A 14,407-nucleotide genomic window follows, 5' to 3' on the forward strand; every position below is an offset into this window, starting at 1 on the left:
AGCTAAAATATTATTTAAATCCTCCGAAATAGACTTCTTTCATAAAAATTCGATTTCCGAAAACTGGATTTATCTCTACCTTTTCTCTGATTTCCTGATAAAAAGTTTCGCCATTAAAATCTTCAATTTCATAGTTAATCTTATGAGGAATTTTTCCAGAATTTAATGCCGTTACAGGGCGATAATCACCAAATAGCTTTTTCTCGAAGAAACTTTTGTTACCATTATCAAACTCTGTTTTTTCTGTAGAAACTATATTGAAATTTTCTTTATCGATAAAAACATGATAATCTGTTTTAGGAATTGTTCTGTTTCCAGAACTTAATGTTTTTTCAAAATAATTTAAATGATAACATAATTTCCCTTCATACATTTCCTCGCCCAAAACCTCAAAATTATTCCATAAATCAAGTCTTAAATCGGTTAAGAAGTTTACCAAGTCAACATTCTTAGACAAATTGCTGTAATCATATGCTGTTAACTTTGCCCATTTAGCATTTATACCTGTTTCACGATCATCATGACTCCATGCTTCTGCCCCATTAACTATTTCATAATAAGATTCAGGCATTTTTTTCTTAAGAAGATAATGAGATGTTGTTGCCCATTTTTCTTCTGTTTGAGGAATATTTGTTCCTTCTATCGAAATCTTAGAAAACAAATGCGCTTTTTCTACTTTTTTCAATGCTTGGCTTCCTCCTAGATTATCGACTACTTTTGCCAAAAGATTTGCATTTAACTGATACGGTATAGAATCAAGTAAATTATGTCTTTGGGTTTTAATCTTTTCTAAATAAGCTTCACGATTCGATTTTTCGATTTCCCATTCTGCATCTTGTTGCTGAATCTTTTCAAAAAAGGCCAGTCTTTTTTCTTCTTTTTCTTCTTCTATTTTAAGGCCTAACTTTTTAAGTTCGGCAAAACGATTGGTATGACTTCTGATTTTTTTATCTACAAAATTGGCGTTATTTACTCTTTCAATAATGGAAGAACCTCTTGAATCCAATTTGTCATTTTCGACTAATAAATTGGCATATAAAAGCGCTTTTTCTTTATTTTCAAGCAACAAATAGGTTTCAGCTAAGTTGTTTGTAACAATGAATCGAATGTTTACGTTTTGTGGCGAAGGCGGATATTTAACCAATAGACTTTCCAAATATTGCAAATGAGGCATCAGCAATTTCTCATCTAAGCCTTTTTCGAGTGTTATCTTTTGCATCTGAGCCGTAATCTCATTTTCGAAATCCAGCATTTGCTTGTATTCTGAATGTCCTTTAGAGGTTACAAATTCAAATCTTACTTTTGATTCACCTACAGTATATCCAAATTTATAATTTAAAAAATCCTGAATTCTGTTTGCTGTTTTATAAACAACATTATCAAATCCGAGCCCTACGTCACTGTAATCAGAATCTCTAACTGCAGCACGTATTTTTTTATCATGTTCTGAAGCAGCAACTTTTGCAACGCCCAAACTACTCCCCGCAGACATTGAGTAAGATTCTGAGCCTCCAAAATCCTTTGTTAGCAAAATTTTATCTCCGAGCTTAACATCCAGTTTTACGTTTGAAATATAATTAGAGTGCGCGCCATAAGTCCATCTATTTTCTTTCTTATCATACACACTATCTATTTGCGTGCTGGTATATCTAGGCATGGCAAAGGTTAAATAGATTTTAAGTTTACCATTTACCGGATCTTTTATATATCCATTAATATTAAAAAAACTCTTTTTCAAATTAGATTCCTCTTCTTGCAATGATTGATCCATCTGATAAAAAGCAGTCTGGGTCAATACATTGTCTAAAGCAGGATATTCTGAATATTTAATTACTGGTATGTAGAATTTCTTTTTTTTAGAGCTTATTTTTTCTTGTGCCTGAATTGAACCAATTACAAGCAAAGCTATAAGGAGTAATATTTTTTTCATAGGCAAAAAAAAAGCCATCAGAATCAGATCCTGATGGCCGTATCTTTTTTTTATTTTTCTTTCTTATTGAAGATTTGGATTGACTTATCAGAAACATAAAAAATATTCTGAGTCGCAGGATCTACTTCATAGATTGGTTTATTGTTGTTAAAAATGATTTTATCAACTTCAACTCCATCAACTTTACTCACTTTCACTAAAATTTTTTCTCCAGAATCTGCTTTTGCAAAAATATAAGAGAAGTCTCTGTTTTGTTTCATTGCATTAAAACGAGAGTTAAATTTAGCCGCTACAACACCTAAAGCCGCAGAACCAGCTGCATAAGCTTTTGCCTGATCTTGATTCGTTTTATCTTCTTTCTTCAAAACAGAAGTTCTCAAGTTTCCGCTTTCATCACGATAAGTCATTGTCACTTCAGCACCTTTGATATCACTTGCCACAGAACCAACACCTAAACCAATGCTTCCAACAATAGCAGCACTTTTTATAAGACGTCTTGTTCCTTCTCCTGGCTGTGAATAAGTAAGGTGATATTTAACAGTACCATCCATATTAACACCCATTACTTCAAGTGGTCCAGAAAGCACAACTCCCCAAGGAAATTGCTCGATACTGTTTAATTCTTTTTCTCTTTTGATATTTACTTTAGCAAACGGCTCTGGTTTATCGCTAATGCTTGGATCAAATTTGTATAATTTCTCATCATTATACACTAAGTAAGAATTTGTAGATTCGTCATAAGTTGGTAAAACTGGACGGCTTTTTTCAAACTTAATATTACGTTTCCAAAGTTTAACTCCAGTTTTATAATCTACCATGTTTCCGTAAGTTCCTGTAAGATACATTACTTTTTCGCCCACTTTTCCTAAGTAGTAGATTGGATCTTCTTTATCGTCAGAAATTTCGATAAATTTTTTCCAAAGCTTTTCTCCGTCTTTGTTGATCAACATCATTTCATTTTCTGCAACATATAAGAAATCTTGATCAATTGGAATTACTCTTTTCAAACCGCCTCCACGAGCATCTTTTTTCCAGATTTTTTCTCCAGTTTTTAAGTCAAAAAAGTTGAAACCGCTATCATGAGCAATTAATAATTTTGTCCCCCAATCTTCTAAATAAACAACATATTTAGTTTTAATAGATTCTTTCCAGATACTTTTTCCATCTTCTGTACTCAAAACATTAATATATTCTTTAGTTGAAAGTAGTCCAGCAGAATTAACTACCACAATATTTTTGTCATTTTGTGTTTCGTAAAATCTTGTATAATCTTCGTCTGCTTTCCAGTTTAATTTTCCATTTTCTTTATTAAAAGAGTACAATTTTCCGTAAAGCAAATAATAAACTGTGTTACCATTTATCTTTGCTTTATTTGTTAAACTTGAAGCTTTAGTTGAAAAACTTATTAAAGATTTTGCTTTATCAACTGTTGTATTCCATTTGATTTCTCCAGATGCCATATCTAGCAATGCAACTGCCATTTCTCCATCTTTTTTAAGAGTAAGAAGATATTCGTTTGTTTCAGGAATAAAATCTGATTGGAAAACCCAAAATGATTCTTTTGAAGAGTTGTAAACGATTTTACCTGAATCGGTATTGATAATCAAATATTTTGAATTGATGTATGCCTCAACATACGGGCTTCCTGGAACTGTAGACAAATCTCTTTTTTCTTTAAAAAGATTTCCAAAATCAGGATCACTTAAGACATCTTTTGAAGTAAGAGTTCCAAAATCATCTTTTGTTAAAGTCCAAATAACTTTTTTTGTTTCGGGATCTAGACCCTTTACTGTTCCGCCTTCTTTAAAGACAATAACTCCTGTGATTTCATTTTGAACCAAGTCTTGTACAGCGTTTTCTGTAGTAACTATTTCATCATACTTTCTTTGGGCAATTGATGAAACTGCTACCGACAGAAGCAAAATAATCGAAAACGTAATTTTCTTCATGGTAGATTTTTTTTAAAATTAGTTGGTATTAGATATTTATGAGAATTTGTTTTTACTAAAAAATGGGATTTTTTTAGTAAAAATTTACTGAGCAAATATATAAAAATAGAAAAGCTATTATGAAAAAATTTCTTTCAAAATATCAAGTGATTTCGGACGCTTAAAACCTTCTAAATGAGAAGAATAAAAATCAATCAAAATCTTTAACAATATTTGTCTCTCAATTACATTAAAGATTTTTTGACTGTTATCAAACTTTAGATCAATAAGCTTTTTTAACAAATTGGTTTCATGCTCAGAAAGAGCACTTGAATTGTGGAAAACCGTAAAAACCCCTTCATTCATTTCAAAAAAAGGAAGATCAATATCGGACAGATCAGGATAAAATCCGAGGTATTTTGTAATTTCTAAAAGAAGAATCAAATGAAAGTTAGAAATTTCGTCATGATGATCTAGCCAAGTCAGTGCAGTTTCTAAAAACAAGAAAAGCTGTTCGTTTTTCTCTTCTTCCTGAATAGAATAATGAAGCATTTCTGAAAGAAACATCACCATGGTACTTTTTACAATATCAGTATGAATACTCTGAAACGGAATGGCAGTTTTTATTTCTTTAAAATTTTCAAGCGTGCCTTTATTTTTATGAACAGCTTCAATTTCTAAAATCGAAAAAGGCTGAAAATAAGCAATTTTCTGACTTGCTTTTCGGCTTGAAAAAGCATCGCGCACAAAATACGATTTCAGTCCGCTTGAAAGTGTAAAGCATTTTACGATCAAGCTTTTTTCCTGAAATTTTAAAGAAGAAATTACTATGGCTTTTGTTTTGACGAGCACGAATTGATTTTAGATTTTAGATTCTTTTGACTTCTGACTTTTGACTTTTGACTTTCAGACTACCGTATAATCATTACTTTTTTAACCTTAGTTTCTCCTCCGTCTTCTGCAGAAATAAAAACCATATAAACGCCAGAGGCAACTTTATATTTACCAAATGCAGTGGTATCCCATTCAATTGTTCCGCCTGAAGATGTGATTTCATAAACCAAATTTCCTTCAATATCAGTAATTTTCACATTCGCTTTATCAATTAATCCAGCAACTTTTACTGTTCCGCTATAGTTAGGTCGAACTGGATTTGGATAAACATATACATTGCTCAAATCATCGTTGGCTTCTGTTGCGATTCCGTTAAACGAAACTAAGCCTTTATTGGTAGCTATAAAGACTTCGCCTGTTTTAGCATTTATTTTGATATCATTTATATAATTGCTTGGCAATGGTGAATTATTTATAGTAAAATGATATTTGGTTTCCTGACCATTTGGCGAAACCATAAAAACTCCAGAATCTGCCGTCCCAATCCATTTATTATTTGCCCCATCAACAACGATTGAAGTAATAAATTGCTCGTACATTAATTCCTGTGCCAAATTATCTTCTGTAATAATAATTGGATTTGCTTTTAACTGACTTTCCGACTGAAAACTTCCTATATTCGACAAAACTCTCAACCCTTTTGTTGTTCCTATCCAAAGCTGATTTTTTGTATCTAAAGCTAAAGTTCTAACATCGGCTATTGGCAAATTTCCAGCATCGGTTCCAAAAGTCATTTTTTTGAAAACATTCGTGGTTTCGTTAAAACCAATCACCCCATCTTTATCTGTTCCAATCCATTTTACATTGTTACGATCAATAGCTAGGCTTGAATAATTACTCTCTTCTGCATTATCCAGAATCGAAGTCATAGCATAACTTCCCCATTGTCCATTTGTTTTTAAAACTTTCAGACCATTTTTTATTCGGCTGTTTGTAACCCAAAGATTTGCAGATTTATCAAATGATGCTGCATTAATACGAACATCAATATAATTTGGACCTTCTGTAGTTATAGACTCTAAACCGCTATTTTTTTCATTGTATAAAAAACTCGGCACATCGTTTTCAACTTTTACTAAACCTGAAAAGAAAGAACTTGCATAAACTTGTTTTTCATTATTTGGATTAACAAGAACTCTAGTAATTGATTTTGCATCATACATTTCAGAGTATGGAATGTTTAACCATCCTGAGGCATTATATCTACTAATTCCATAATTATCTAAAGGATAAGGATTATATGAAACATCATAATCTCCATATACAGCCCATAAAACACTTGAGCCGGCATCTATAGCAAAAATATTGTTGCGGACTGGCCCAGCTGGAGTATTATTTTCGAAAACTCCACCGCTATTAAGAGAAGAAGCAAACAGACCTTTTTCTTTTGTTCCGATAAAAATCTGATCTCCAACCGCCGTTGCACAGCTAAAATTTAAAGTATTGTCTAAAACCTGAGTATTTGTAATTTGACGATTCAAAGTCATCTGATTATTGTATACATAAACTGTATTGGCAGTTGTAACAAATAAATAATGATTTTTTGCTCTTGTATCGACCGCTGCTTGAGGCAATTGTGAAAAACCTATAAATGTATTTGAATTGAATCTGTGAATATATCCAGAATCGTTTACCGCAATAAGCTCCGTATCCAAAGTTTCTACGCTCGACCAAATTCCCGTATTTACAACCGACCATTGATTGTAATCTATCAGATTGGCATTTGTCTTATCTGCTTTTCTAATGCCACTCGATGTTGCAGCAAAAATAAATCCATTAAATATGGTGGTTTGCTTAACATTTATTTCAGCTCCATTATCGCCAATAAAATATGTATCGCCAAACTGAGAAGTTTTCAAATTAAATTGTACAATTCCAAAATCGCAAGAAACATAAACTAGCCCATTATCTTCCATAAAATGATTGATCTTCTTTTTGTTTGCTGGAAGCTGTTTATTAATTATGTCAACCACTTTTAAAATACTTCCATCAACTTCATTAACCAAAATCATCAAACCGTTTTCGTAGCCAATCAACGTTTTTTTGAATGTTTCACTATAATAAACTGCAGAAATTGTCTGACCTGATAGTCCGTCAACAGTAGTTGTTGTTTTAAGAATATTAGTTGTGATATTTTTAGAAAAGAATGCATTTTCGGAAGCTGCAAATACCCCCGTAGTCGACTCAGAAATATCTTTTATTTCATTAAATGAAAAATATCCCTGCCAAGACAATTTGCTTTGTGCTCCGCAAAACTGAATTAGAAGTAAAAACAAACCGCAGAAAAATATTTTTTTCATCATTTAAAGTATTCTATTAGGACAAATATACTACAAACGACATTTTATTTATTTTTTAGCACAAATAAAATACCCCCGATATCTTATAAAGATAATCGAGGGTATTTTTTATAGCAGTAAGTAAATTTTAAACAACACCTTGTGCAAGCATTGCATCAGCTACTTTTACAAATCCAGCAATGTTTGCTCCTTTTACATAGTTTACATATCCGTCTTCTTCAGCGCCATATTTTTTACATTGGTTATGAATTCCGACCATGATTTCTTTCAATCTCAAGTCTACCTCTTCACTAGTCCAGTTCAAACGGATTGAGTTTTGAGTCATTTCTAATCCAGAAGCAGCAACACCACCAGCGTTTGCAGCTTTTCCTGGAGCAAATAATACTTTATTATCTAAGAAAAGTTTAATAGCATCTAATGTAGAAGGCATGTTTGCAGCCTCAGTAACACATAAAACGCCATTATCGATTAATTTCTTAGCATCATCACCATTTAATTCGTTTTGAGTAGCACATGGAATTGCAATATCTACTTTTACTTCCCAAGGACTTTTTCCTTTATGGAATATTGCGTTTGGATATTTCTCTAAATATCTTTCTGCTCTATTATCTCCAGTAGCTCTCATTTCAACCATATGGTCAATTTTTTCTCCAGAGATTCCTTCTTCATCATAAATGTATCCGTCAGGTCCAGAGATTGTAACTACTTTACCTCCTAATTCATTTACTTTTAAAGCTACTCCCCAAGCTACGTTTCCGAATCCAGAAATAGCTACCCTTTTACCTTTAATCTCATGCCCGATAGTACGAAGCATTTGATCTGTAAAATAAACTACTCCATATCCTGTAGCCTCAGGTCTGATTAATGAACCTCCGTAAGCCAAACCTTTTCCAGTTAAAACTCCAGTAAATTCATTTCTAATTCTTTTATATTGGCCAAACAAGTAACCAATTTCTCTTGCTCCAACACCAATATCTCCAGCTGGAACGTCAAGATCCGGACCAATATGACGGCATAATTCTGTCATGAATGACTGGCAGAAACGCATAATTTCTCCGTCTGATTTTCCTTCTGGATCAAAATCAGAACCACCTTTACCTCCACCCATTGGAAGAGTTGTCAAACTGTTTTTGAAAACCTGTTCGAAAGCTAGGAATTTTAAAACTGATAAATTTACTGTGTGGTGAAATCTAATTCCTCCTTTATAAGGCCCAATTGCAGAGTTCATTTGAATTCTGAAACCTCTATTTACAATAATTTCTCCTTTATCATCTACCCACGGAACTCTGAATATTATAGATCTTTCCGGTTCAGCGATTCTTAAAAGGATATTCTTTCCATCATACTTTTTACGTTCAGATATAAACGGAATTACAGTTTCTGCAAATTCTCTAACAGCTTGAAGAAATTCTGGCTCGTTTGGATTTTTTGACTCAACAAGAGCCATAAATTCATTTATTTTTTGTTCCATCTTTGAAATAAATTTTCAGATAATTTAGATTTAATTTTCACTCTTATAAAATAAGAAACCACGTTTAAGAAAACGTTTTCGTTTTAACAGACAAAGATATAGCAAATAATGATTCGCTGTTATATTTTTCGCTTTTTTGAATCGATTTGTGTTTTTTTCAAACATTCCAAAAAAAAGACATTTTTCATGTAGGTGTTTACATGCAAATTGCCTCTTTAAAATTAGTAAATTAAGTATTTTGTTACTTATTTTTCAATACAGGTATTTAATATTTTGAATCGATTAGGTTTTTTATATATTTGCCCAGATTTGTAAGCCCCCAAAAAATGCGTAAAGCCCTATTTATCACATTATTTGCCTTGTTAGGCATCTCAACTACAGTATCAGCACAAGGATTAGCCCAAGAAATCGGAATATACGGAGGACCAGTTACTTTACAGTCTGATTTTGGAGAAAGAAACAACTTCGATAATAATGTTGGAAACACAGGTTTTGGCATTGGAATTATGCACTTTATAAACTTCTCTGCAAATAACAATAGAGAGAATTATTTCACAGAACATTTTAAAGTAAGATCTGATCTTTCTTATAGCAAAACTAATTTAAAGCATCATGGCCAGTGGGTTGATTACAAGCCTAACGGATTATTTGCAAGACAATTAAGAAACATGCATGCAAGTTCTAGCATAGTAAGCCTAGGTGCACAGATGGAATTTTCTCCTTTTATGAAAATTCATGATTATGAAAACACAGTTGGTAGCTTCAGTCCGTATGGAGCTTTAGGATTTCAGGTAAGCTATTATTCAACAAAAGTTGGATCTCATTTAGGAGACATTACACTTCCAGCTAATACTCCAGGAAAATACTTAACTCCATCTGATGGCCGTGCGCATGGGTTCTCTACTGAAACTGGTGTAGCTTTATCTGCAACAGCATCAGTTGGTGTTCATTATAAATTATCAGAAATGAGCGATTTAATGTTCGAAACTCGTTTCCAAACGTATAACTCAGACTGGATTGACGGATTAAACCCAAATAAAGATATTTACAAAGAAAACAAATCTAATGATTGGCAGGTTTGGTTTAACTTTGGATACATCTACTATTTAGAATTCTAAAAAAATTAAGTCTCAAAATATAAAAATCCCAAATTCCAAAATTATAAAAATTGGAATTTGGGATTTTTTATTGGAATTTATTTATCTTAAGCTAAAGCCTGCTCTAAATCTGCGATTAAATCCTCTGCATCTTCAATACCAACACTCAATCGAACTAAATCATCAGTAATACCAACTTCTGCTCTTTTATCTGCAGGAATAGAAGCATGCGTCATTAATGCTGGATGATTGGCCAATGATTCTACTCCACCTAGAGATTCTGCTAGAGTAAATACTTTTAGTTTTTCTAAAAATGCAATCGAATCTTCTTTCTTTCCCGATTTAAAATCAAAAGAAACCATTCCGCCAAAAGCTTTCATTTGTTTCTTAGCAATTTCGTGAAACGGATGATTCTTCAAACCTGGATAATAAACTGTTTTAATCTTTGGGTGATTACTCAAGTATTCAACTACTTTTTCTCCATTTTCACAATGTCTCTGAACTCTTAAAGCCAAAGTTTTAATTCCTCTTAAAACTAAGAAACTATCCATTGGCCCAAGTGTAGCCCCAGTAGCAAACTGTTGAAAATGCAACTGATCTCCTAAAGCTGCATCTTTTACAATTAAAGCACCAGCAATAACGTCAGAGTGCCCGCCTAAATATTTTGTCGCTGAGTGCATTACAATATCAGCGCCTAAATCTAACGGTTTTTGTAAATAAGGCGTTGCAAAAGTATTATCTACCGCAAGAAGAATTTTTTTCTCCTGAGTAATTTTTGCTATTTCTTGAATATCTGCCAATTTCATCAACGGGTTTGTCGGTGTTTCAACCCAGATTAGCTTCGTATTTTCGTTGATTAAACTTTTCAGTTTTTCGATATTCGTCATATCAACAAAATGAAACTTAATACCTGAATCTTTGTAAACACGAGAAAACATTCTGTATGTTCCGCCATATAAATCATCCATCGCAATAATTTCGTCTCCGGCTTTAAAAGATCTTAAAACACAGTCTGTCGCAGCAAGACCAGACGAAAATGCTAATCCGCGAGTTCCGTTTTCAATACTAGCCAAAGCGTCTTCTAGAGCAGTACGAGTAGGATTCGAAGCTCTACTGTATTCGTAATCTGCCAAAGGTTTTCCTGGACTTGTTTGTACAAATGTTGAAGTCTGATACACTGGTGGCATAACGGCTCCTGTACTTGGATCATGATGCTGTCCTCCGTGAATTACTTTTGTATTGAATTTCATATAGTTATAAATTTTAATTCCTTAATTCTTTTACAAATTTACCGCTTAATTTATTTTATCGCGACACAACTTCTTACCTTTGTAGATAATTAACACTTTTTGATATGAAAAATTACTTATTTATACTCTTTTTGTGTTTGATTTTTACAAGTTGCAAAAAAGAGCTTTCATTTGAAAATGAAACGTTTGAAGAGAAATCTACTGTACCGTGCGCAAATGACTGCCCAAAAATCACCATAGAAGTTCCAATTGCTAAAAATATTAAAGTAACATCAGACAGCATCAATAAAAAAGTCTTTGCTGTTATTAAGGAGATTGTTTTTTTTGAAGAAGATTCAGTAAAAGTCAATGATTATAAAGCGTTGTCAAAATCTTTTATTACTTCATACGAAGAAATGCATCAAAAATTTCCGAACGATACTTTTGGATGGGAAGCAAAAATAATCGGGAATGTAGAATTTCAATCAGACCAAATTCTGAATTTAAAAATTGATCATTACACTTTTACTGGTGGCGCACATGGTTATCAAGGTTACCGATCGTTACTATTCGATAAAAAAACAGGAAAAACCATTTTTAATAAACAGTTGTTTAAAAACGAAAATGAGTTTAAAAAGTTTGCTGAGAAAACATTCAGATCAAAATATAAAATTCCAGAAAAAGCCAATATTAATGCTACAGGTTTGATGTTTGAAAATGACAAATTTCAACTGCCGCAGAATATATTTTATACTTCTGAAGGTTTACTTTTATATTATAACTCATACGAAGCCGCATCTTACGCAGATGGGCCAAAAGAGCTTATATTTCCTTATGATGAAGTAAAAAAATATTTGAATTTTCAATAGATAATTTCAGCATGAATTAGGCGCCTGCAGCGCATGTCTACAGAAAAACCTTAGAACCTTAGTATCTCAGCAACTCAAAACCTTTTTTACTGAACATCATATTTCATTTTACGCAAAACTCGTAAAGCTTCTTTAAAAGAAGAATAGATATTTTTATAAGGTTTCAAAAGCAATTTTGCATCAATTAGCTTCTGTCTGGCATCTTCGAAACCATTCAAATGACAAATCATAAAAGTAGAAGGAAGGTTTTCTAAATCTTTCATTTCACGTTCAGATAATGACATCTCTTTTTCCAATTTTCTAAGCAGCGCTATATTAGAATTATAAATATGGTGCAACATTTTTCGGTTAAACTCTGGTGGCTGAAAAAGCATTTGGCGATCAATTTTATAATAACCGTTGTCAAAAAAATAAATCGTTTGTTCTTCTAACGGATAATAACTCGTTTTGTCATTTAAGCCAAGTGGCACGTACTCTGTGATGGTAAAAGTATCATCATTATATTCGATTGTAACAACGTCTTGTGCTGAATAAAAAAGCTTAATTTGTTCGTTTATCAGTTCAATATCAACACGTGATAAATACGTTTTATCACGCAGCTTTTTTGGAACTCCAGCCCAGCAAATCACGAATAATTCTTTAAAAACACGATATTTTGGAGACATATCTTTATGTCTAAAATTCATAAAATCGATAACACCGTCTAAAGTATATTGAATACTATTTCGAGAACTGTTTTCTATTCCGATTACGGTTTCTGTATTTTGATTGCTTTTTTCGATTTCCTCGTGTTCTTCTAGAGGAATCGAATTACTGCCTCTCCTTATAAAAACACTATTAGCAAGAATGGTGTGGATTCCTTTTTTAAAGTAAGAGATTTTACTTTTGGGTTTTATAGTAACCAGGCCGATTACTTTGTCTTTTGGAAGGTTTGGAAAAGGGACATTTTCGTATTGAATTTTCGGTGGATTTTCTAAGAAAGCATTGACCAGATTCTGAATTCTGCTATCATCGAAGAAGTCATCGCCGACAATTTCGTTATCTTGATCTTCTACTCCAACTACGATATAAGAATTATTATTTGGGTTAGAATTGGACAATGCACAAATATGCTTTAAGAACTTTCCTTTTCCTTCTCTAGAATGAAGATTCAATTGCCTTTTCTTATCATAAAAACTGCTTTCGTCATTATGAGCGAGGAGATTTTTAATTAAAAGGCGCTTATTAATCATTATTCCGGATCTTTAGACTGACTTAGATTTTAGACTTCTTAGATTGGTTTTCAGTTTCCTAAGTTAAACTAAAGATCTGATTTTCTAAGAAGTCTAATCATCTAGTTTTAAATATTCTTTTTAACAATCGTCGAAGATGCTTGTGCTGTACTCATGACAACCAAATCAGCAATGTTTACATGATAAGGTCTCGAAACCACAAAATGAATAATATCGGCGATGTCTTCTGCCTGCAGCGGATCAAATCCTTTATAAACATTCGCTGCTCTTTCAACATCTCCTTTAAAACGAACTTCGCTGAATTCTGTTGCTACCATTCCTGGATGAATGCCTCCAACTCGAATTCCAAACGGATTCAAATCGATTCGCATCCCAGCAGTTATAGCATCAACCGCATGTTTAGAACCGCAGTATACATTTCCGTTCGGATAAACTTCTTTTGCCGCTGTTGAACCAATATTAATAATATGCCCCGATTGTCTTTCAACCATTTGCGGAATTATCGCTTTTGAAACATACAAAAGACCTTTCACATTAATATCAATCATAGCATCCCAATCGTCCAAATTTCCGTTCTGAATCGGATCTAAACCGTGGGCATTTCCAGCATTATTAATTAAAACGTCGATTGTAGAAAAATCGTTTGGTAAAGCTCCTATTTTTTCTAAAACTTCTTCTTTGTTTCGGACATCAAATGATAAAGAATGAACTTCTGTAAAAGCCGAAAGTTCTTTTTGAAGTTCTTCCAAACGATCTGTACGTCTTCCGCAAAGGATCACTTTAAAATTGTTTTTTGCTAGGATCTGAGCGGTTGCTTTTCCAATTCCACTTGTTGCACCAGTAATTAAAACTGTTTTTTTCATTGTTTTTTCTTTAAAAAAGATTTTTTGCCACAGATTAAAGGATTAAAATGATTCTTTAATCTGTGGTAAAATATTTCTAATTCTTATTTTTCCACTCCTCCAAATTCAACACCATATTGAGCGCTGTCCAAGTTTCTCCATCTACTTCTCTTAAGTATTTTTTATCGGGATTTAAAGTAAACCCAACTTTTTCATAACACTTTTGAGCTCCGATATTAAAATCAAAAACATTCAATTCAATATTTTTTTCTTTTCTGTTTTCAGAAATATATTGCAGCAATAAAGTTACCATTTGTTCGCCAATTCCTTTTCCTCTTTGGTTTTTATCCATAATTAAGATTCGACCTAATTTTGCAAAATCGTCGTAAAAATAAATTTCGCAATGTCCAATCGTATTTCCATTAGAATTTTTTGCAACTCTAAAGGCAACTCTATTTTCATCAGAAAGCGTTTTATCTATCTGCTGTTCTGTTAAAGGAAAAGTAAACTCTGGTCCGCCAAATTGCATTAAATCTTTTGCACTTTTGACAGAATCGATCAATTCAAAGTAATCTTTTCTCTCAAATTTTTCTAGGTATATCATTTTCAGAATAG

11 protein-coding genes are annotated in these 14,407 nt (G+C 32.7%); 2 read left to right on the forward strand and 9 right to left on the reverse strand.

The features are described 5' to 3' along the window. Nucleotides 1-10 precede the first annotated feature (10 nt). The 5 genes from AC5ZCW_RS03365 to gdhA form a co-directional block, all read right to left on the reverse strand. Nucleotides 11-1,930, reverse strand: a complete 1,920-nt coding sequence (locus AC5ZCW_RS03365) for a hypothetical protein (RefSeq protein WP_343541074.1) — start codon at nt 1,928-1,930, stop codon at nt 11-13. A gap of 50 nt (nt 1,931-1,980) precedes the next feature. Further along, nucleotides 1,981-3,879, reverse strand: coding sequence for an outer membrane protein assembly factor BamB family protein (locus AC5ZCW_RS03370; protein ID WP_343541073.1), 1,899 nt, complete (start codon nt 3,877-3,879; stop codon nt 1,981-1,983). A 117-nt stretch (nt 3,880-3,996) separates the two neighbouring features. Then, entirely contained in the window at nt 3,997-4,710 is a 714-nt protein-coding gene (gene recO, locus AC5ZCW_RS03375) for a DNA repair protein RecO (protein ID WP_496117934.1), read from the reverse strand. A 59-nt stretch (nt 4,711-4,769) separates the two neighbouring features. After that, nucleotides 4,770-7,055 (reverse strand): type IX secretion system anionic LPS delivery protein PorZ, encoded by a 2,286-nt coding sequence (gene porZ / locus AC5ZCW_RS03380; RefSeq protein ID WP_445709708.1) that lies wholly within the window; start codon nt 7,053-7,055, stop codon nt 4,770-4,772. 124 nt (nt 7,056-7,179) lie between these two features. After that, the gene (gdhA, locus tag AC5ZCW_RS03385) at nt 7,180-8,523 is read right to left on the reverse strand and encodes an NADP-specific glutamate dehydrogenase (RefSeq protein ID WP_281634136.1); all 1,344 of its coding nucleotides are present in this window, start codon (nt 8,521-8,523) and stop codon (nt 7,180-7,182) included. A 326-nt stretch (nt 8,524-8,849) separates the two neighbouring features. Between gdhA and AC5ZCW_RS03390 the strand changes: the two genes are divergently transcribed. Then, nucleotides 8,850-9,641: a THC0290_0291 family protein gene (locus AC5ZCW_RS03390; RefSeq protein ID WP_496117936.1), complete on the forward strand. Its 792-nt coding sequence runs from the start codon at nt 8,850-8,852 to the stop codon at nt 9,639-9,641. 86 nt (nt 9,642-9,727) lie between these two features. Here AC5ZCW_RS03390 and AC5ZCW_RS03395 read toward each other — a convergent pair whose 3' ends face one another. Next, nucleotides 9,728-10,870 carry a cystathionine gamma-synthase gene (locus tag AC5ZCW_RS03395; RefSeq protein WP_281634138.1) on the reverse strand — a complete coding sequence of 381 codons (1,143 nt, stop codon included), beginning with the start codon at nt 10,868-10,870 and terminating at the stop codon, nt 9,728-9,730. A gap of 104 nt (nt 10,871-10,974) precedes the next feature. Between AC5ZCW_RS03395 and AC5ZCW_RS03400 the strand changes: the two genes are divergently transcribed. After that, complete coding sequence (locus tag AC5ZCW_RS03400; protein ID WP_343541067.1) at nt 10,975-11,718, forward strand: DUF3298 and DUF4163 domain-containing protein; 744 nt, start codon at nt 10,975-10,977, stop codon at nt 11,716-11,718. An 86-nt stretch (nt 11,719-11,804) separates the two neighbouring features. Here AC5ZCW_RS03400 and AC5ZCW_RS03405 read toward each other — a convergent pair whose 3' ends face one another. From AC5ZCW_RS03405 to AC5ZCW_RS03415, 3 genes are all read right to left on the reverse strand, one after another. After that, nucleotides 11,805-12,950: an ATP-binding protein gene (locus AC5ZCW_RS03405; RefSeq protein ID WP_281634140.1), complete on the reverse strand. Its 1,146-nt coding sequence runs from the start codon at nt 12,948-12,950 to the stop codon at nt 11,805-11,807. A 107-nt stretch (nt 12,951-13,057) separates the two neighbouring features. Next, complete coding sequence (locus tag AC5ZCW_RS03410; protein ID WP_496117939.1) at nt 13,058-13,813, reverse strand: SDR family NAD(P)-dependent oxidoreductase; 756 nt, start codon at nt 13,811-13,813, stop codon at nt 13,058-13,060. 76 nt (nt 13,814-13,889) lie between these two features. After that, nucleotides 13,890-14,396 carry a GNAT family N-acetyltransferase gene (locus AC5ZCW_RS03415; protein ID WP_496117941.1) on the reverse strand — a complete coding sequence of 169 codons (507 nt, stop codon included), beginning with the start codon at nt 14,394-14,396 and terminating at the stop codon, nt 13,890-13,892. Between the last annotated feature and the right edge of the window lie 11 nt (nt 14,397-14,407).

The sequence above is a fragment of the Flavobacterium sp. PLA-DH12 genome, assembly GCF_059511845.1.

Bases quoted from the DNA above. Each gene is read 5' to 3' on its own strand.
- AC5ZCW_RS03415 (WP_496117941.1), bottom strand. From the start codon at position 14,396: ATGATATACCTAGAAAAATTTGAGAGAAAAGATTACTTTGAATTGATC.
- AC5ZCW_RS03405 (WP_281634140.1), bottom strand. From the start codon at position 12,950: ATGATTAATAAGCGCCTTTTAATTAAAAATCTCCTCGCTCATAATGAC.
- porZ (WP_445709708.1), bottom strand. From the start codon at position 7,055: ATGATGAAAAAAATATTTTTCTGCGGTTTGTTTTTACTTCTAATTCAG.
- AC5ZCW_RS03365 (WP_343541074.1), bottom strand. From the start codon at position 1,930: ATGAAAAAAATATTACTCCTTATAGCTTTGCTTGTAATTGGTTCAATT.
- AC5ZCW_RS03410 (WP_496117939.1), bottom strand. From the start codon at position 13,813: ATGAAAAAAACAGTTTTAATTACTGGTGCAACAAGTGGAATTGGAAAA.
- AC5ZCW_RS03400 (WP_343541067.1), top strand. From the start codon at position 10,975: ATGAAAAATTACTTATTTATACTCTTTTTGTGTTTGATTTTTACAAGT.
- AC5ZCW_RS03390 (WP_496117936.1), top strand. From the start codon at position 8,850: ATGCGTAAAGCCCTATTTATCACATTATTTGCCTTGTTAGGCATCTCA.
- gdhA (WP_281634136.1), bottom strand. From the start codon at position 8,523: ATGGAACAAAAAATAAATGAATTTATGGCTCTTGTTGAGTCAAAAAAT.
- AC5ZCW_RS03370 (WP_343541073.1), bottom strand. From the start codon at position 3,879: ATGAAGAAAATTACGTTTTCGATTATTTTGCTTCTGTCGGTAGCAGTT.
- AC5ZCW_RS03395 (WP_281634138.1), bottom strand. From the start codon at position 10,870: ATGAAATTCAATACAAAAGTAATTCACGGAGGACAGCATCATGATCCA.